Genomic DNA, 18,468 nt, shown 5'->3' with positions numbered 1-18,468 from the left:
GTTAGTATTTTCTCAAATTGCATGTAAGGCACAGTCAAAATCTGGGCGCTATTACAAATCAAGTTTACTTATGCAGAAAAATTTTATCAACAACAATTTTGATTTTCTTCGCCTTGTCGCGGCTTATCTGGTTTTATTTAGTCATCAATTTGCTCTGACTGGACGTCTAGAACCGAATATTGGCGTCCAAAGTCTGGGAGGGCTTGGGGTTTTGATCTTCTTCTCGATCAGCGGCTACTTGGTTGCGCAGAGTTGGGAACGAGATCCTTCTGCTTGGCGTTTCTTGGCAAAGCGCGTCTTGCGAATCTGGCCAGGGCTGATAGTTGTTACTGTAGTAACGGCGCTATTACTTGGGCCGAGTGTATCCACCCTTTCATTTAGAGGCTATTTTCTATCTTCGGCAATGTGGGATTTTTTTAGCAATCTGAAGCTGACAGTGCGGTTTGAATTGCCGGGTGTATTCACAGATAATCCTTACCCGAGAGCCGTAAACGGCTCGTTGTGGACACTTCCAATAGAGTTCCGATGGTACCTAATATTATTGGTATTGGGGATGGTTGGCCTGCTTCGCCACCAATCTCTGCTTTTGATTGGTGCTGTTGCGCTTGCGGTGTTTATTTTTGTGATTCACGATGTCCAGCACAATCCACAACGAAAGCCGAGTCTCGAATTAGGTGCGTTTTTTTGTTATGGAGTATGTCTGCATTATTTCCGAGATTTTTGGTCAATGTGGCCAAAGCTAGTATTAGCTATTTTCGGCTTGGTTGGAGCTATCTTTGTAGCTATTGGCTACGAATATGCGGCCCTCTTTCTTGTTTTACCGATGTTGGTTATTTTCTTTGGCTCTGCATCAACGCCATTTATCCGGCGCGCGGGGCGTTTTGGGGACATTTCATACGGCCTCTACATTTATGCATTCCCGGTGCAGCAGACGGTCATTATGCTCACCGGAAATCTTCTTTCGATATGGGTCACATTGGTTATTTCGACCATAGTCACTGTAGGGTTGGCATTTCTGTCTTGGCACCTAGCCGAGCGCCCAGCACTACTGTTAAAGAGGAAGCTTGGGAAGGAGTGGCCCCCATTCATCCTAAAGCGGAAAATTAGTCAACCTGATGTTGATTCGTTTTGACGGATACTTTTAACCTACCTAAAAGGAGTGAGTAATGCGTCAAAACAAAGCACCGTATCCATCGGCCTTTCGTCAACAACCCCCACCGTCTGTTCGCGTTAGTAACGCTTTCTGTTAGTCCCAACTCCACCGCCACCGCGTGATCATAGGCTCACACTTGTCGTGTCTTCCACCGCCAGCAGCAACTCGTGCGTTTGTGCTTGCCGCGCCGTCGAGGAAAATCCTCCTGCTTTGATGCTTTGCGGTTTATCGCACGCTTGCCCTGATCGGCACGGCCTTCTATCTGGTTCTTGTCCTTGTCCATCGGCTTGCGGTTTCGCTCCACGCTTGGTTGCCCTTACTCAGTTACGCTTTGCTTCGTTTGCTGTGATCAACTTATGGGAGGACTTGCACCTCCAAGAGTGCGCCCATGCTGGGCGCACGAAAAAAAACCGCCTGTAGGCGGTTGGTAATATGAAGTCCATGAATGTCTAAAGAAAGGGTCGCAGTAGAGGAATGCGCCGAGCAATAAAAATCGTGCTAATGGATATAACGAACACAATAATAGAAACTACGGGTATAGCAATCCATGCATTTGCGCTTTGGATAGGTGTGAGATAAATCCATCTACCAACCAAGCTGATGATAAAGAGATGTAAACAATAAGCTCCCAGGGTACAATCTGCGATGGATGAAACGAGGGGAGAGGGGTTACTTGCTGGTCGTGACATCACAGCAGAAAATAGGCCACACGCAGCAATAATGACGAATGGTGATGAATATTCATAAAACGCTTCAGCTGGTTTTCCGGCGCGCGCAGAGAGCCAATATGTGATTGCCATGGTTGCGAGTGATCCCAATCCATATAACGTGAGTGCAAGGCTGTAATGAATTTTCTTTTGAGCTAAGCTTGCTCCAAGCAATAAAAAGCCTGCATACCCACTGAAATGGGAAAGGTGGTAGACAACAGTCATGTGCCCTGTGCTTAATGTAGGATAGCCTTGTGTATTCAATACAGTAGAAATAGCGGGTCCTAATGAGCTAACGAGAAACCAGATGATTAAAACCCATAAGCGTTCACTCGAAGTGCTGGTTTGGTAAAATCGCCTTAAAAGAGGGATAAGCGCATATATGCCAATGATTGCATAGAGGAACCATAGGTGATACATGACAGGCCCCGAGACAATTTCAGTTAACCAGTTGCCTGTTTCCACATGATTGCGTTTTAGCCACCACAAATAGAAAAGTGACCATACAATAAGAGGCGGGAGAATACGGAGTAGTCGCTTTTTCAAGAAAACGATAACGGGTTCTACTTTATGCAAAAGTGTGGTGCCTGAGATCATGAGAAACAGAGGAACACAAACCCGTGAGAATGAGTCTAAGAAATTAACTGCCCACCACTCTTTGCCGAATGAGCCAAATTGTGGGGCAGAGACATGCACAACCACCACTAAAAAGCAGGCTAAAATGCGCAGCCAAGCTATTCGATTATCCATTGAATGAGTCCACTATAAAAGAAAGGTGATTATAAAGAATAAGATTTAATAGGGCGATGCGTATTTGATGAACCCATTGAATTTAGCACTACAGGCGGTCAGGTTCATGACTTGATAAGTTGCCGAAAACGGAAATGGTGATAGCAGATAAGGGCTATGACAGTGCAAAATTACGAGAGCAGTTTTTCCAAAAAGCAAGCAAAGTTGTCATTCCTAGAAAGCGCAATTCAATCAAAGAAAATGAAGATTAAGAGGGAAAATGAAGGGGCCTGTCAGATATTTTGTGGAGCCTATCGAGCCTATCCGTTTTTTTGCCCGCCCACGGCTCCCATACCCAGTGAAGCCAGCAATTGCAGTACCCAAGTTGCCACCACTGCTTTTACTCAGAACGCTATTCTGACTGCCTTTACTGGACCTGACCGACAATCTTTTGAGACTCGAGGAGGTTATCAAAAATTGCCTGGCGGATTTACTCTCCAATGGGGACTCACTTCTACCGGCGGCGACGGAATGTCCTATGTGACTTTTCCTGTCGAATTCTCAACGAAATGTATGGGCATTCATGGCACTCACGTTTGCTTTGGGACATTAGCCTTTTCTACCGCCTCTATTTCTGATGTTATTAGGGAGGCGATTCTTTGAATCAACACTCTGGACTGAAAGGGTCTGGTTTCAGACCCCCTGCGGATTATTCACCTGCCAGCGCCACTGATCAACGCACATCCGCTCAATCCCATGCACAGCGCGCCAGCCCATGACGCGCTGTGCGGCGCCAGGGTTGGCATAACATGAGGCAATATCACCTTCTCGCCGCGTGACAATTTCATAAGGGATTTTACGCCCACTTGCCGTCTCAAATGCGCGGATTATTTCAAGCACGCTATAACCCTGCCCAGTCCCAAGATTAACCGTGAAGCCTAGATTGCGCTTGGCGAGCGTATCAAGTGCCGCGAGATGCCCGCGCGCAAGATCCACTACATGAATATAATCGCGCACCCCTGTGCCGTCAGGGGTTGGCCAATCTCCGCCAAAAACTTTTAATTGCTTAAGTTTGCCAATGGCGACTTGCGCGATATAGGGCATCAAATTATTAGGTACACCGTTTGGATCTTCGCCGATTAACCCGCTCTCATGCGCGCCTACAGGATTAAAATAACGCAAAGCCGCAATTTTCCAGGTTGGATCTGTGGTAGCTAAGTCACGCAGGATTTGCTCGGCCATGACTTTAGTTTGCCCGTAAGGATTGGTGGCTGACAGTGGAAATGACTCGTCAATCGGCACAGAATTCGGATTGCCATAGACAGTTGCTGACGAGCTAAAGACAACATGCTTGACGTTATATGTCTGCATAATCTCAAGCAAGGTCAGGAGGCTGTCGATATTATTGCGGTAATATTGAAGTGGTTGCGCAACCGACTCGCCTACGGCTTTTAAGGCGGCAAAATGGATCACAGCCTGGATTGAATAGATCTTGAACACATGCGCAAGCGCATCTCGATCACAGGCATCGGTGGCAAAGAACGGCACAGATTTGCCCGTGATTTGCTCAATACGTTTGAGTACCCCACGTTTACTATTGCTCAGATTGTCAAGCGCCACCACCTCGTAACCTGCATTAAGCAGCTCAACGCAAGTGTGCTAGCCAATATAGCCGGTGCCGCCTGTGACTAAAATAGTTCCTTTATGGTTTGCTTGCATATTTCTTGATCAGTTAAACTAAGAAGATGTGGGCAAAAGCCCAATAGGCTATGATGCGCACATCGCATAAATGCTTATTTCAGAAAGGTATGAATTAGAGATGGGTTGAGGCTTGCATTATAAATTGCATCCCTATAAATGTCTGAGAATCTAATTTTTTCTTTGCTTTTTTAAGGCTTATTCGTTTAATGATTTCAAATTCAATTTTTAAAGCATACGATATTCGTGGCATTGTTGGTCAGACGCTGGATACGAGCGTTGCGCACAGCATTGGCTTGGCGTTTGGGAGCGAAGTGCGCGCCCTTGGTGGCGATGCAGTTGCAATCGGCCGCGATGGACGTTTATCCGGCCCAGAGTTGTCCAGAGCGGTAGCGGATGGCCTGCGTGCCGCAGGAGTCGATGTTATCGATTTAGGTTTGGTGCCAACGCCACTGGGTTATTTTGCTACCCATGTACCGCTCAATGGCCGTCAAGTTGATTCTTGTATTGTCGTAACGGGTAGCCATAATCCGCCGAATTACAATGGTTTTAAGATGGTGTTGCGCGGTGCGGCGATTTATGGCGAGCAAATTCAAGCGTTGTATAAACGCATCATAGCTGAAGAGTTTACCGCCGGGCAGGGTAATTATCAGACACACGATTGTGTGCCAGCGTATATCGAACGGATTGTGAGCGATATTAAGCTTGCACGCCCATTAAAAGTGGTTGTGGATTGTGGCAATGGGGTAGCGGGTGCGATTGCGCCCCATCTTTTTAGAGCGCTCGGGTGCGATGTGCATGAGCTCTTTTGTGAGGTGGATGGACATTTTCCGAATCATCATCCAGATCCGGCTCGCCCTGAGAATCTGCAGGATGTGATTGATGTATTGGCGGCGGGTGATGCAGAAATTGGCTTTGCGTTTGATGGCGATGGTGATCGGCTCGGTGTGGTGACCAAAGATGGCCAGATTATTTATCCGGACCGTCAGTTGATGCTGTTTGTTCAGGATGTATTGTCGCGCCATGCAGGCGGGCAGATTATCTATGACGTAAAATGCACGCGTAAGCTCGCGCCATGGATACGGACCCATGGCGGCGAGCCGTTGATGTGGAAAACCGGTCATTCACTCATTAAAGCAAAGCTGCGTGAAACCGGCGCACCGCTGGCGGGTGAAATGAGTGGGCATATCTTTTTTAAAGATCGCTGGTATGGCTTTGATGATGGGCTTTATACAGGCGCGCGGCTACTTGAAATACTGTGTCGCACGGATGACCCAAGTGCATTGCTCAATAAGCTACCCGATTCGATTGCAACACCTGAGTTACAAATAAAATTAAGCGAGGGAGAAAATTTCAAGCTGATTGAAGAATTACAAAAATCTGCGCGCTTTAATGGGGCCGATGAAGTTGTGATGATCGACGGTTTGCGGGTTGAATATCCAGATGGTTTTGGTTTGGCGCGGGCCTCCAATACTACGCCTATGATGGTGCTGCGCTTTGAAGCAGATGACGAAGAAGCGCTTGAGAGGATTCAACGAGATTTTCGTCGCGTGATTCTGGCGAAAAAGCCTGATGCCAAACTGCCTTTTTAAGCGCTTTTAACAAAAAAGAACCCACGTATAATTGTTGTTTAGGTTGTTGGCCATTTCATTCTGATGCAGAAAATATTAATTGTTAAAGTATCGTCACTTGGCGATGTGGTGCATACAATGCCGGTGATTGCCGATATTCGGCAGCAGCATCCGACCGCACAAATTGATTGGCTAGTTGAAGAAAGCTTTGCGGATCTTGTGCGTCTAGTGGCTGGGGTCAGCTGCGTGATTCCATTTTCGTTACGTCGTTGGCGTAAACGCTTATGGTCGCCGGCGACCTGGAGTGAAATAGGTCAATTGCGGCGGCGTTTAGCCAGTGAAGCTTATGACCTTGTGATTGACTGCCAGGGACTCATCAAAACTGCTTGGGCCGCGCGTTGGGCGCGTGCAGGAGGTGCTTGGATAAGTGGGCTGGGTAATCGCACGGAGGGTTCTAGTTATGAATGGCCGGCACGCTTTTTTTACGATCAGCGGGTTTCGATTGAGCCGCGTACTCATGTCATTGAGCGCTCACGCCAGTTGGTTGCCGCTGCGCTTGGAGATCCTGTGCCGTTAGCGACAGAGGTTGATTTTGGCTTGGATCTGCACGCGGCCGCAGCGGCGTTTATAGAAACGGGTTTTAAGCTGCCATCGCCCTACGTGGTTTTGGTGCATGCTACTTCGCGTGCAGATAAGCAATGGCCGCAAGAACGATGGATCGAACTTGGGCAGTTATTACTCCGTGCGGGCATATCGTTAGTCTTGCCCTGGGGGCAGGCGGCAGAACGGGCTGTCAGCGCAAAAATCAGCGGGTGGCTCAATGCGCGTATGGCGTCAGTGAGCAGTACAAAAGCAGCCGCCTATGTGCCACCAGCCTTAACCTTGCCGGCAGTGACGGGTTTGCTGGCTGGTGCAGCGGCTACAATAGGTGTTGACACCGGGCTGGTGCATATTGCGGCGGCATTAAGGCGGCCCACTATTGAGCTTTACAATTTTGATACCGCTTGGCGTACAGGGGGGTATTGGGCGCCAGACATTGTTAATTTGGGCGGTGCTCAACAACCTGCGGGAATGGGTGATGTACGGCGCTCACTGGTTGATTTCGGTCTATTGTAATCCGCTTATGTTCAGTCATTTTTGTGTCTAATACCTGCACACGTCTGGCGCGGCGCGCGATTTTTGCTCTCCTGGCTAAGGCTTTTTGTTAAATCATCATTGATGCTACGCCAAATTTATTGCGCTTTATGGTGGTTGATCGCTCCTATTGCTGTGTTGCGACTTTTATGGCGTTCCCGCCGTGAGCGCGGTTATGCTCGGCATATTGGCGAACGTTTCGGCTTTGGCTATGCGCCTGACTTGTCAGAAAGTGGCGCGCCTTTGCTGTGGGTGCATGCAGTCTCGGTAGGCGAGACGCGCGCAGCACAGCCATTGATCGAAGCTTTACTCACAGCTCACCCAGAGGCGCGCGTACTCCTTACTCATATGACTCCTGCTGGTCGGGCCATGGGCGAGGCGCTTTTGGGCACGCGCGTATTGCGGTGCTATTTGCCTTACGATATGCCATTTGCAGTGCGACGTTTTTTAGCGCGCTATCGGCCTGTGCTTGGCGTGGTGATGGAAACAGAGGTATGGCCAACGCTAATCGATGAGTGCCGCCAAGCGGATGTTCCGCTGGCATTAGTGAATGCTCGCATGTCTGAGCGTTCTTATCGGCGCGCGGCTAAATTTGGGCCGGCAGCGCATAAAGTCTTTGGCGGATTGGCTCGCGTATTTGCGCAAAGCGAAGCGGATGCAAAACGACTTAGCGCGTTAGGCGCGCGCCAAGTCACGGTCCTAGGAAATCTCAAGTTCGATATGACTACGCCCGCTGTGCTGGTCGCTCGCGGTCAAGCGTGGCGTTTAGCATTTGGCACGCGCCCAGTGTGGGTTGCGGCAAGCACGCGTACGGGTGAGGAAGCGCTGATACTCGATGCATTTAAACGTAGCGGGCTGGCGGATGAGGCTGTATTGATTTTAGTGCCACGTCATCCGCAACGGTTTAACGAGGTTGCTGCATTACTTGCACGCGAGGGGTGGCGTTTTGCTCGGCGCTCCGCTTTGAATGCGTCTGCGGCTAATGGTACCGATTCCGCCCAGCCACCTTTGTTTGAGTCTAATATGCAAGTATGGCTTGGCGATTCGATGGGTGAGTTGGGCGCGTATTACGCTGCGGCGGAGGTGGCTTTTATCGGCGGCAGTCTATTGCCATTTGGTGGGCAGAATTTGATTGAGGCCTGTGCGGCGGGGGTGCCCGTTTTAATTGGCGCATATACCTTTAATTTTGAGCAGGTCAGCGCAGATGCAATTGCAGCAGGCGCGGCGCGGCGCGTAGCGGACTCAGCGGAACTTGGGGCAGCGTTGCGCACATTGCTTACAGATCGGTCTCTGTGCACAACCATGAGTACTGCAGCGGTAGCGTTTGCTGCGCTCCACCGCGGCGCAACCCGCCGCACCGTGGAAGCGCTAAGGTTGCTGCTCAGAGACTCAAATTAAAATTTCTTGCAGGACTTTAAAAGCTAAAGTGTGGCGCTTCGATTGCATTGACTAAAGGGGTGACCCAAGTTTCAAATAAATCTTCGCTGTGGTATTCCTTTTCACGCACGCAAGTAATCAGTTGCGCTTTCATCACTGGTGCAGCTCCAACAAAAGCGCACAGGCGGCCACCAGGCTTAAGTTGGGTGAGTAATGCGGGCGCCAAGGTGGGTAATCCGCCGGAAATCACAATAACATCATAAGGTGCTTGCTGTGGCCAGCCGTGCACCCCATCGCCGATTATAACGCTGACCTTTGAGATATGGTTTTTACGCAGATTTTCTTGTGCGAATGCGGCAAGTTCAGGATGGATTTCGACCGTCAATACTTGCGCACTGTGATAGGAGAGGAGGGCCGCCATATAACCGCTGCCCGTGCCGATTTCAAGGATTGATTCATGGGGTTTCAACTGAAGCGCTTGTATGAGCCGTGCTTCAGTTTTGGGGGGCAACATATGCTGTCCGCAAGGCAGCGGAATTTCTAGATCAGCAAAGGCAATATTTTGGTAGGCGGGGGGCACGAAATTTTCGCGCTTAATGATTTCAAGCAAATTCAGCACATCCTGGTCGGACACCTGCCAGGGGCGAATTTGCTGTTGAATCATATTGTAGCGGGCCTGTTCGAGATTCATAATAAAAGTGGCTATTTAGCGTAGGCCGAAGTATGATAAAAATTAGGTAAACACGATAGAAAGAGCTGCCAAAAGCTCAGCGTAAGTGGCGTGCAAGCAGCCACTAAGTTTATGATAACGGGTATTGTATCAAACTGATGAAACGATGAGTCTTCCTTTCGCTATGACTAAGCGTCGCCGCCTGATCTTAGGGGGAGGTGTTGGCTTGTTTGTGTTTGTGGTATTGCTGCTTGCTTGCTCAAAATCGATCTTCCTATTTGTTTCTGGGCGGTATACTTTCCCGGTGCAGAAAATCCAGGCAGCGGTCGAGAAAAAATTTCCCTATGAGCAGCAACTTCTACAGCTTTTTAAGCTCAAATTAACTCAGCCTCAAATTACTTTACAACCCAAAACGAATCGGCTCGCGATTGCGTTAAACGCGCATATTAGCAGCCCTTTTATGGCACAACCGGTAACGGGCCAGTTCACGCTTAGCAGCGAGCTTGCCTATGATCGAGTGAGTCGCTCGGTGGTGCTTAAACATCCACAAATTGAGCACTTGCAACTGGATGGCATGGAAGATGAATACAGGCGACAAGTCAACACTGCTGCTGCGTTGCTGGCGTCCCAGTTATTGGATAACTATCCAATTTATGCTTTTAAGCCTGATCAATTGTTATTTGCTCACGTAAATTATGAACCCAGTACAATCACTGTTGTATCGGACGGGATGCGGATACAGCTTGTCGAGCGTTAAAAGCTGGAGAGCTCATAAGGCGGTCTCTTGGGTGCCCTCGGTTTTCACTGCTACGAAATTTAGCTCAATCTTCGCTAGACTGCACTTCAGTGTATCGAGCTGTTAGTTTTAGGATGTTGGGACAGGATAATTCGTCTGCGCCTCGAGTTAGTTTTGTGGCGGCTTAAATCGTGCTTAGCAAGGTATGATTGGATTAGATAGCAACATAACGGATACTCATTTACTCTAGCAAAAAGGAACGTGATTTGAACATCGATTGGATACTTGCATTTAAGGCTCTGTTACTTGGCATAGTCGAAGGATTGACTGAATTTCTACCGGTTTCAAGTACGGGTCACCTGATTGTGGTGGGGAGTTTGCTTAATTTTACTGGCGCGCAAGCCAAGGCATTTGATGTGGTGATTCAGTTTGGCGCGATTCTCGCCGTCTGCTGGGAATTTCGCCGTAAGATTGGAGAGCTTGCAAGTGGTATCGTGAGCCGCCCAAATGCGCGTCGTTTTATCTTAAACATTGTTGTTGCGTGCATACCCGCCGTGGTCTTCGGGCTGATTTTTGATAAGCAGATTAAAGCGCTCTTGTTTACGCCAGTGTCCGTTGCGTTAGCGTTGGTGATTGGGGGGATCGTCATTCTGTGGGCGGAGTGGCGACAATCTCATGGGAATAAGATGCCACGCGTGCGCACGTTAGATGAGCTAACTGTAACAGATGCGCTCAAAGTGGGGCTAGCGCAATGTTTGGCTTTAATTCCTGGTACATCTCGTTCAGGTTCAACGATTATTGGCGGTATGTTATTTGGGCTTGAGCGACGCATTGCGACAGAATTCTCTTTTTTCTTAGCGATGCCTCTCTTGTTTGGCGCGACCGTCTATGAATTATATAAAATGCGCACATTGCTTGAGGCAATTGATATTGGCGTTTTTATTCTGGGTTTGGTCGCCGCGTTTGCGAGTGCATTCATTTGTGTGCGCTGGTTATTGCGCTATATCACTACGCATGATTTTAAAGTTTTTGCCTGGTATCGGATTGGTTTTGGTTTATTGATTCTAATCACCGCCTATACTGGCGTGATCAAGTGGACGGCATAACCCTTTAGTCTCAGCTGGGGGGCATACGCCCCCTGATCGAATTTAGTCTGCGCGGCGCTGGAATACCAAATCCCACACTCCATGTCCGAGCCGCAACCCACGTTCTTCAAACTTAGTGACCGGGCGATAAGCGGGGCGCGGTGCGTAGTCGCTTGCGGTATTTTCGAGTAAAGGTTGAGCGTTGAGTACAGCGAGCATTTGCTCAGCATAGTTTTGCCAATCTGTGGCGCAATGCAAGTAAGCGCCGGCTTTAAGGCGAGAGGCGAGTAGGCTGACGAAAGGAGCCTGGATCAAGCGACGTTTATGGTGTCGTTTTTTATGCCATGGATCTGGGAAAAAAATATGAATGCCATCTAAGCTCGCAGGGGGGATCATCCGTTCAATGACTTCAACCGCATCGTGTTGGATGATGCGAATATTCTCAAGCTTGTGTTCACCGATGAGTTTTAATAATGCGCCCACGCCGGGCTGATGGACCTCAATCCCTAAAAAATTGCTATCAGGCAAATGGGCTGCAATGTCGGCTGTTGCGGCACCCATGCCAAAGCCAATCTCTAATATACAGGGTGCGTTGCGCTTAAAAGTCGCTTGCCAGTCAAACGCAGCGGCGGTGGCTGAACAAGGCAATACAAAGCGTGGCGCCAGCGTGTCGAGTGCGTGCTGCTGTGCATTGGAAATGCGTCCAGCGCGCGTCACAAAACTGCGCACGCGCCGCTTGGCTAAATCTGAAGTGGGGCTAGATTCTATCAATTTCGATTCTTGTGGATACGGTCAAAAGCCAGCGCGCGCGCTGCTTCTGCCTCGCTACTAAAAAAACGACGGCGCAATTGTTGGATTTGCAATGCTTTTTCGTCGTTGGATAAACCTGCGGTGATTTCAATCTGTGTCCGTTGGTTGGCGTAATCTGCGTATTGCGTTTGCCAGGCTTCTTCTGCCTGGCGTGTTTGTTGGATGCGCTCGGTGGCTTCCGGGCTAAGCTCCACAGGTTGGTTTTCTTGTGGCGGGCCTAGTGCTGACAAACGGTGCTTCTTTTCCGCTTCACTTAGGGTTGTATCAACCCCAATTTTAAAGCGTTCTAGCATGGTTTGGTTTTCTTTATTTTCTTGTGCAAACCAAACTTCGGCTACATCGCTGAGGTATTGTTGCTGTAAAGCCTGTTCCTGATTAAGCGTTGCCAGCATTTCATCTACTGTGCCGGAGGCTGATGACTGGCTGGCCTGCTGTCCGAGCGCGGTGCGATAAGTTTGATAGCGTTGCCATAAATCTAGCGCCTCTTGGATCGCGCTAGCCGAGGTGAGTTGGGCGGTAATCTGCTGAAGCGCAAAAGCATTGAGTTGTTCAGCGGGGAGTTCATTTTGCGCAATCAGCAGGAAATCAAAAAAATCGCGCACATCGCTGGTTTTTTGTAAATGTTGACTCGCATCCTCTTTCAAGAGCGGAGGTATGGTTGTCCCTTGTAATGAGGGGGGCAGGTTAACGCTGATGGAAGACCCAGCATCACCGGCAAGCCACGGCATTGGCACAAAGGTTTGGGTTGCGGATGCGGTAAGCTGTGCTGCAGCTGGCGCGGAAGATGCCGTTATGCGCCAGCCAAAATATCCCCCCGCGGTTCCAAGCACGGCCACGAGTATTCCCAGCCATATTGAATGCTTGATCATGGTTATGTTTTGAAGAACTTAGAGATTATTATTAACGAGCCGTATCAAGTGCGCATAAATGACGGCTCGTGGATCAGGCGAACCTATTTGTAAACGACCGGCGACGCCATTCGTTTCGTTTAAGTGATCCCATTTATATGTCCCCAGTACTTTACCAAATAAGGCGCTGCATACTGGCACTGCACCGTCATTCTCCCCTCCTTCTTTTAACTTGATCATCGTACCCGATACGGATAGGACGAGATCGATAAAACTAGGCATTTTTAGGTTGCTAAAGTCAAACGGCCGGTAGTAATAATTGCCCGTCCAAGAGTAAAGTTTTTGCACGTAGCCATCGCGCACATCTTGCTCTTGACCATACCCACACCTTTGCGAACTGAGTCCGGCAGTTGGAAAATCTCGCGTAAAAGCGGCAGCGCCTGCTGGTGTCATGAGTTTGAGCGGTTTTTCGACGTCTTGCTCATAATTTGCATCATTAAACCAGCTCATCAGAGTTCCAACAAAATTGGCGATGGGTGCGGCCAGTTTAACTAAAAAGCGACCCATATCCGTTTCGGCATATTCTAGCAGCTCGGTTCCTTTATGCGGCGAGCCGATGGTGGTGATGGAGGCAACTTGCGCGGGCATAATCGTCGCTACATAACGGGCATCAAAGCCGCCCTGGCTATGTCCAATTAAATTGACCTTTGGCGCGCCAGTTACATCCAATACGCGCTGTACTTGCGCGCGTAATTGTTCACCGCGCACTAACTCACTATTAAAAGCGGCAACATCCGCGACATAAACTTGTGCGCCATGACGGGCGAGGTAAACTGGAATTTGATACCAAGATTCTGATACGCCAAACCGAATCGCGGCACCGGCTATGCCGTGAACTAACACGATAGGGTACTGTGTATGCGCCGTCTGATCGGTTGCGCTAACCGAAGGTCTAGAGGCAATGATGTCGTACCCGGCACAAGCGAATGAACTCACTAAAAGCGCACTTGCTGCGATACAAAGTCTGAATAAGCCATGCATTTTCATAACCCTAGCTCCCTATATATGGCTTTAAATATGGAGTTCTTTGAAAGCAAGATAGTTAGATGGCTAAAGGCTTTTAAGCGTTATGCGAAGCAAACGCTGAAGATGCGAAGTGGTTGCTTTAGAGTGGCTTTTCAGGCGTTGCCTTGAGGCTTGCTGGTTAAGGTTGTAGCGAGGTGCTATGCTTCGCGTTTTTGATTTTTTAGATTTGTATGAAGCGTGCTCATCGATATACATCTGGGTTGATTATGGCTTGCGCTACGACTTTGCCCGTTCAGGTCAGCGCCCAATCCGAAGAAGAAGTACGCCATGGCTTAACACATCGGCCTGTGGTCGTGACAGCAACGCGGCAAGCTACGCCGCTGAAGGTCGTAACGCATCCTAAAGAATTTAACCCAGCGCCAGTAAGTGATGGTGCGGACTATTTGAAAAAAATTCCTGGGTTTTCGGTGATCCGAAATGGAGGGGCAAATGGGGACCCTGTATTGCGCGGTATGTTTGGCTCGCGTTTAAGTATTCTGACCGATGGCGGCACATTATTGGGGGCATGTGGCGGCAGAATGGATGCGCCAACTTCTTATATTTCGCCTGAAAACTATGATGAGCTGACGGTCATTAAAGGGCCTCAAACCGTAACTGGAGGCCCAGGGGCTTCTGCCGGTACGATTCGTTTTGAACATCGCCCGCAAAGATTTGACACGGCAGGCATCCGCTTTGACGGAAGTGTGTTGGGGGGAGCATGGGATCGTAACGAGCAAAGAGCCGATTTAACCGTAGGCGCTGCAGAAGGGTATCTACGGCTGATGGCGAACCGGGCACATGCCGGTGATTATGTAGATGGGGCTGGCCAGACCGTGCCATCTGGCTGGGATAAATGGAACACGGATGTAGCGCTAGGGTGGACGCCTGCGGCTCATACACGCTTAGAATTGAGCGCTGGTACAGGCGATGGCGCAGCCCGGTACGCTGGGCGAGGGAAGGATGGCGCGCGCTTTAAGCGCAATAGTTTCGGTTTGCGTTTTGAGAAAAAACATTTAAGGGGTTTATTCGATACGCTGGAAGCGCAGATTTATTACAATCACGCAAATCACGTAATGGATAACTATACATTGCGCCCGATTCCGTCGCAGGGGCCAAGTGCGTCTGAATTAGAGCGCCAGGTTGTAGGGGCGCGTCTGGCGGCTACTTTGCCGTGGGGCAATGACGTCAAACTGGTGAGTGGTTTGGATGCGCAGACTCATCAGCGCCAAGGGCGTTTTAGTAAAGGGTTTGGCGCTTACAAAAGCCAGCCATGGAAGAAACAAGTCAGTTTCTCTCAGATAGGCTTTTTTAACGAATTAACCTGGTATATGACCGAGCAAACGCGTGTCATGAGTGGGGCTCGCTTAGACTGGATTCAGACCAAAGATCATCGCTCACCTCCTCATCTCACTTCAAATCAGCAGCGTCATGCCGTCTTGCCTAGCGCCTTTGTGCGTTATGAACGTGATTTAAATCGTCTTCCTGCGATGTTGTATATAGGCGTTGGTCACGCCGCGCGTTTTCCTGATTATTGGGAGCTTTTTTCGCCTGACTTTGGCCCCACGGGTTCGCTGAATGCGTTTGCTGGTATCCAGCCTGAAAAAACCACACAGCTTGACTTGGGTGCGCGCTATGCGACTGATCGGTTGCAAATATGGACATCGGCCTATTTGGGGTACGTGAATAATTTTATTTTATTTAAAGCGCTGAATAAAAAAACTCAGGCGACGCAGATCAATGGCCACATTATGGGAGGCGAGTTGGGGGCGAGTTGGCAGTTAGCGAGTCATTGGAGCGTGGAGAATAGCCTGGCCTATGCCTGGGGTGAAAATACCCATGAAGGTAAGCCTTTGCCTCAGATGCCACCGTTAGATACGCGTTTTGGGCTACGTTATGATGATAGCCGTTTATCGGCTGGGGCAATCTGGCGGTTGGTTGCCGCGCAGCATCGATATGCATTAGCTCAAGGCAATGTGGTAGGCAAGGATTTGGGTCCAAGTGCCGGCTTTGGTCTATTGTCACTGAATGCGGGTTATCGAATCAATAAAATCGCGCACTTGGCAGTGGGGATTGATAACGTATTGAACAAAAATTATGCTGAGCATTTAAATCGAGCAGGGAATGCAGAATTTGGCTACCCTGCAGATAACTCGGTCCCGATTCACGAGCCGGGGCGGATGGTGTGGGCGCGGCTTAGATTGAAGTTTTAGGCGTAGTGATTGTTTAGTTTAACAAAATAGAATCCTGCTATATGTAAGATTCTATTTTGTGTACTCTTTGACAAGATCGCTTAATCTAGCCACTAGCGTGATTTAAAGTCAGTTAATCACATTACCAGACTTTAGGAGAGCTGCTAAAATAATCGACTTTTGAATCGTCTCTATTAGGTTTGCTTAGAGTCTTGGTATTAGAATTTACTTGAGTGCTCTCCGGCGCAAGAGGGTTTCTGCATGAAATCTTTGCTATATCAAAAATCCTCAATTTTCTTGCTAGGCCTTTCTCCATTAAAGTATGCATATCAGAAATCATTTCCTCTAAATTAATAAACCGATCTTTGCTTGTGAGATTATGTTTATTAAATTCTGTGTATTCTTTTCTTAAATTTAAGTGGTTTATACGTAAGGCACTATATAATTCTGCAATATCAGAAATTGAATCTTTGTTTATTTTTGCTATTTCAGTGTTTATTTTTTTTCTATCAGATTCTTGTGTCGAATCCTTGAATAAACTGATTCCTTTTCCCTCGCTATCATAGGCATTAATGCCGATTTCATGAAGCTTATTTATATAAATACTTTCGATTTCAAAAGGTAATTTTTCTATCAGAGATGATAAATCATCACGTATTTTTTTTACTTGATTTCGAGTATTTTGAAGGTTTTCTTTATCGTATGAAGTATGCTCCATACTTTGTAGTTCCATCTTGGCTAAATCATTATTTTTTTGTTTTAATTGGAGGAAAATATCACATACATTGGAAATAAGTTGTTCAGGTGTGTTTGCTTCAAGTAAGGTCACTGGCTCTTTGACTAAAGAGAGTGCATTTCCTGCCGCAGAGCTCTGAGAATTGTGAGATGTTTGAGGAGGCAATAGGGCCTGTTGATGATCTACTGGCGCTGAGGATAAGCATTGTCTTACTGGATAATTGCTGTGTTTTGAGAGGTTAGAGTCAGAGGCTGACGGATTTTGAGATACCGTCGAAATACTCGTCATTTTCCATGGTTGCTCATTAGTGGCTTGACTGCCATTTGTCTGAGTAAATATTGTTGCATACATACTTGCCAAATATTTCAACATTTTTTGCTTTCCTAAATGATAGAAGCAAAAATCTAATGCCGAACTTACTTGTTGAGAAAGTAAATTGCGAAATTTATCTCATCGGGCCGAAGTTCTATTCTTAAATAATAAATTCTGCAACGCCGCAGGAGAGTCAACCATATAATCGGCTTGCCATTTTTCAGGTAACCATTGCCCGCCATAGCCATAAGCTGCGGCAATGGTTTTCATCCCGGCTGCCTGGCCAGCCTGTATATCGCGTAAATCATCACCGACATAGGCAATCTGAGCGGGTGTAAGCTGAAGTTGCTGAGCCGCGTATAAAAGCGGTGCGGGGTGTGGCTTGGCATGAGCTGTCGTGTCTCCACTAACGACACAGCTTGCATGGTTGGCTAGGCCGAGCCGTTCGACTAACGGTTGCGTTAAGCGAGTGATTTTGTTCGTTACAATACCCCAGCGCACATGATGGTCGGAGAGTTTGGCAAGCAATGCGGCAATGCCTGGAAACAGCTCTGTTGCACTGTCAAGGTCAGCTGCATAGTTAGCTAAAAATTCTTCAACCATAGTTGGAAGGTCAGCGTGTGTTGCATCCCCTCCGAATGCGCCTTTGAGTAGTCCGCGCGCACCGGCAGAAGCAAACGGACGTAATTGCTCAAGCGGTAGCATCGTCATACCGCGTGCTTGACGCATTTTATTGGCTGCCGCTGCAAGGTTAGGGGCAGTATCAGCCAGCGTGCCATCCAGATCGAAAAGAATCGCCCGTTCAGCACTGGGTGAAATAAATGAGGTATTGGTTTGACTGGACATAGAAACAGCCGGATTAAATTAGTTGAATGCAAGCTCAATTGGGTCGCCCGGAAGCGGCTTTAATCTAAGCTTATTGGGCTGAGTTTTCAGGCTTCGCGCATACAAGCCAACATATAATTAATGCGGGTGTCATTAGAGAGTGTAAAGCGCTGGCTGATAGGCGCATAGCTGACCCCTTTAAATGCGTGTAAACGCAAACCTGCTGCGCGCACATAGGCACTCAATTCAGCCGGACGGATAAAGCGCGCATAGTCGTGTGTGCCGCGTGGTAGCATCCGCGCGATATATTCTGCTGCAATAATGGCAAATAGATAAGCTCTTAAATTGCGGTTAAGGGTTGAAAAGAATACCCAACCGCCCGGTTTAACCAGTTTAGCGCAAGCAGTAACAATGGCACCAGGGTCTGGTACATGCTCTAGCATTTCCATGCAAGTCACCACATCATAAGCGCCAGGCTCACGGAGGGCGAGTGCTTCGGCTGAAATTTCTTCGTAGTCTAGTGTGACGCCACTTTCAAGGCGGTGTAACTCAGCGGCGTTTAATGTATCAGAAGCTAGGTCAATGCCTTTGACCTGAGCGTTAAGCTGAGCCATTGATTCAGCCAAAATACCTCCGCCACATCCTACATCTAAGATGCGCTTGCCATTCAGCTGCGCATAAGAATTGATCCATTCAAGCCGTAATGGGTTGAGTTGGTGCAGAGGTTTGAATTCGGCACTAGGATCCCACCAGCGATGGGCCAAAGCGCTAAATTTTCTGAGTTCGTGTGGGTCAGCGTTGATCATCAATTTAATTTGGACCG

The 18,468-nt window shown here is 48.3% G+C and carries 15 protein-coding genes and 2 pseudogenes; 8 read left to right on the top strand and 9 right to left on the bottom strand.

Annotated elements, in window-relative coordinates:
- The first annotated feature begins 70 nt into the window (after window positions 1–70).
- Window positions 71–1,132, top strand: a complete 1,062-nt coding sequence (locus tag MPB2EB_RS06205; RefSeq protein WP_185181480.1) for an acyltransferase — start codon at window positions 71–73, stop codon at window positions 1,130–1,132.
- 470 nt (window positions 1,133–1,602) lie between these two features.
- On the opposite strand, the gene MPB2EB_RS06200 is transcribed toward MPB2EB_RS06205, so the two are convergent.
- Window positions 1,603–2,610 carry an acyltransferase gene (locus MPB2EB_RS06200; RefSeq protein WP_185181479.1) on the bottom strand — a complete coding sequence of 336 codons (1,008 nt, stop codon included), beginning with the start codon at window positions 2,608–2,610 and terminating at the stop codon, window positions 1,603–1,605.
- A 72-nt stretch (window positions 2,611–2,682) separates the two neighbouring features.
- On the opposite strand from MPB2EB_RS06200, the pseudogene MPB2EB_RS08535 reads away from it, so the two are divergent.
- Window positions 2,683–2,858: pseudogene (locus MPB2EB_RS08535) on the top strand (transposase); the annotation flags it as partial.
- Window positions 2,859–3,282: 424 nt separating this feature from the next.
- On the opposite strand, the pseudogene galE reads toward MPB2EB_RS08535, so the two are convergent.
- Window positions 3,283–4,308, bottom strand: a pseudogene (gene galE, locus MPB2EB_RS06190) (UDP-glucose 4-epimerase GalE).
- A 188-nt stretch (window positions 4,309–4,496) separates the two neighbouring features.
- On the opposite strand from galE, the gene MPB2EB_RS06185 reads away from it, so the two are divergent.
- From MPB2EB_RS06185 to waaA, 3 genes are all read left to right on the top strand, one after another.
- Entirely contained in the window at window positions 4,497–5,879 is a 1,383-nt protein-coding gene (locus MPB2EB_RS06185; RefSeq protein WP_185181477.1) for a phosphomannomutase/phosphoglucomutase, read from the top strand.
- 63 nt (window positions 5,880–5,942) lie between these two features.
- Window positions 5,943–6,974: a lipopolysaccharide heptosyltransferase I gene (gene waaC / locus MPB2EB_RS06180; protein WP_185181476.1), complete on the top strand. Its 1,032-nt coding sequence runs from the start codon at window positions 5,943–5,945 to the stop codon at window positions 6,972–6,974.
- Between the two features lie 102 nt (window positions 6,975–7,076).
- Window positions 7,077–8,390 carry a lipid IV(A) 3-deoxy-D-manno-octulosonic acid transferase gene (gene waaA, locus MPB2EB_RS06175; RefSeq protein ID WP_185181475.1) on the top strand — a complete coding sequence of 438 codons (1,314 nt, stop codon included), beginning with the start codon at window positions 7,077–7,079 and terminating at the stop codon, window positions 8,388–8,390.
- Window positions 8,391–8,406: 16 nt separating this feature from the next.
- Here waaA and MPB2EB_RS06170 read toward each other — a convergent pair whose 3' ends face one another.
- The gene (locus MPB2EB_RS06170; protein WP_185181474.1) at window positions 8,407–9,060 is read right to left on the bottom strand and encodes a protein-L-isoaspartate O-methyltransferase; all 654 of its coding nucleotides are present in this window, start codon (window positions 9,058–9,060) and stop codon (window positions 8,407–8,409) included.
- 145 nt (window positions 9,061–9,205) lie between these two features.
- Here MPB2EB_RS06170 and MPB2EB_RS06165 point away from each other — a divergent pair, with 145 nt between their 5' ends.
- Window positions 9,206–9,796 carry a DUF1439 domain-containing protein gene (locus MPB2EB_RS06165; protein ID WP_185181473.1) on the top strand — a complete coding sequence of 197 codons (591 nt, stop codon included), beginning with the start codon at window positions 9,206–9,208 and terminating at the stop codon, window positions 9,794–9,796.
- A gap of 251 nt (window positions 9,797–10,047) precedes the next feature.
- Window positions 10,048–10,881: an undecaprenyl-diphosphate phosphatase gene (locus MPB2EB_RS06160; RefSeq protein WP_185182681.1), complete on the top strand. Its 834-nt coding sequence runs from the start codon at window positions 10,048–10,050 to the stop codon at window positions 10,879–10,881.
- A 42-nt stretch (window positions 10,882–10,923) separates the two neighbouring features.
- On the opposite strand, the gene trmB is transcribed toward MPB2EB_RS06160, so the two are convergent.
- From trmB to MPB2EB_RS06145, 3 genes are read right to left on the bottom strand one after another with little or no spacing between them, the layout of a single operon-like run.
- Window positions 10,924–11,631, bottom strand: a complete 708-nt coding sequence (gene trmB / locus MPB2EB_RS06155; protein ID WP_185181472.1) for a tRNA (guanosine(46)-N7)-methyltransferase TrmB — start codon at window positions 11,629–11,631, stop codon at window positions 10,924–10,926.
- Window positions 11,628–12,539, bottom strand: coding sequence for a lipase secretion chaperone (locus MPB2EB_RS06150; protein ID WP_185181471.1), 912 nt, complete (start codon window positions 12,537–12,539; stop codon window positions 11,628–11,630). The genes trmB and MPB2EB_RS06150 overlap by 4 nt, the downstream gene beginning before the upstream one ends.
- Window positions 12,540–12,557: 18 nt before the next feature.
- A complete protein-coding gene (locus MPB2EB_RS06145; RefSeq protein WP_232534424.1) occupies window positions 12,558–13,565 on the bottom strand; it encodes a triacylglycerol lipase in 1,008 nt (335 codons plus the stop codon).
- 209 nt (window positions 13,566–13,774) lie between these two features.
- Between MPB2EB_RS06145 and MPB2EB_RS06140 the strand changes: the two genes are divergently transcribed.
- Window positions 13,775–15,793: a TonB-dependent copper receptor gene (locus tag MPB2EB_RS06140; RefSeq protein WP_185181469.1), complete on the top strand. Its 2,019-nt coding sequence runs from the start codon at window positions 13,775–13,777 to the stop codon at window positions 15,791–15,793.
- Window positions 15,794–15,914: 121 nt separating this feature from the next.
- Here MPB2EB_RS06140 and MPB2EB_RS06135 read toward each other — a convergent pair whose 3' ends face one another.
- From MPB2EB_RS06135 to ubiG, 3 genes are all read right to left on the bottom strand, one after another.
- Complete coding sequence (locus tag MPB2EB_RS06135; RefSeq protein WP_185181468.1) at window positions 15,915–16,880, bottom strand: hypothetical protein; 966 nt, start codon at window positions 16,878–16,880, stop codon at window positions 15,915–15,917.
- 78 nt (window positions 16,881–16,958) lie between these two features.
- Entirely contained in the window at window positions 16,959–17,666 is a 708-nt protein-coding gene (gph, locus tag MPB2EB_RS06130; protein ID WP_185181467.1) for a phosphoglycolate phosphatase, read from the bottom strand.
- Window positions 17,667–17,752: 86 nt separating this feature from the next.
- Entirely contained in the window at window positions 17,753–18,451 is a 699-nt protein-coding gene (gene ubiG, locus MPB2EB_RS06125) for a bifunctional 2-polyprenyl-6-hydroxyphenol methylase/3-demethylubiquinol 3-O-methyltransferase UbiG (RefSeq protein WP_185181466.1), read from the bottom strand.
- Window positions 18,452–18,468: the final 17 nt, after the last annotated feature.

This window comes from Mycoavidus sp. B2-EB (genome assembly GCF_014218255.1).
GTDB lineage: Bacteria > Pseudomonadota > Gammaproteobacteria > Burkholderiales > Burkholderiaceae > Mycoavidus.
Note: the sequence above shows the minus strand (reverse complement) of the source record. Positions and strands in the feature narration are given on the sequence as shown.

Coding starts and splice junctions, on each gene's coding strand:
- MPB2EB_RS06205 (WP_185181480.1), top strand. CDS start 71: ATGCAGAAAAATTTTATCAACAACAATTTTGATTTTCTTCGCCTTGTC.
- MPB2EB_RS06200 (WP_185181479.1), bottom strand. CDS start 2,610: ATGGATAATCGAATAGCTTGGCTGCGCATTTTAGCCTGCTTTTTAGTG.
- MPB2EB_RS06185 (WP_185181477.1), top strand. CDS start 4,497: ATGATTTCAAATTCAATTTTTAAAGCATACGATATTCGTGGCATTGTT.
- waaC (WP_185181476.1), top strand. CDS start 5,943: ATGCAGAAAATATTAATTGTTAAAGTATCGTCACTTGGCGATGTGGTG.
- waaA (WP_185181475.1), top strand. CDS start 7,077: ATGCTACGCCAAATTTATTGCGCTTTATGGTGGTTGATCGCTCCTATT.
- MPB2EB_RS06170 (WP_185181474.1), bottom strand. CDS start 9,060: ATGAATCTCGAACAGGCCCGCTACAATATGATTCAACAGCAAATTCGC.
- MPB2EB_RS06165 (WP_185181473.1), top strand. CDS start 9,206: ATGAGTCTTCCTTTCGCTATGACTAAGCGTCGCCGCCTGATCTTAGGG.
- MPB2EB_RS06150 (WP_185181471.1), bottom strand. CDS start 12,539: ATGATCAAGCATTCAATATGGCTGGGAATACTCGTGGCCGTGCTTGGA.
- MPB2EB_RS06145 (WP_232534424.1), bottom strand. CDS start 13,565: ATGAAAATGCATGGCTTATTCAGACTTTGTATCGCAGCAAGTGCGCTT.
- MPB2EB_RS06140 (WP_185181469.1), top strand. CDS start 13,775: ATGAAGCGTGCTCATCGATATACATCTGGGTTGATTATGGCTTGCGCT.
- MPB2EB_RS06135 (WP_185181468.1), bottom strand. CDS start 16,880: ATGTTGAAATATTTGGCAAGTATGTATGCAACAATATTTACTCAGACA.
- gph (WP_185181467.1), bottom strand. CDS start 17,666: ATGTCCAGTCAAACCAATACCTCATTTATTTCACCCAGTGCTGAACGG.
- ubiG (WP_185181466.1), bottom strand. CDS start 18,451: ATGATCAACGCTGACCCACACGAACTCAGAAAATTTAGCGCTTTGGCC.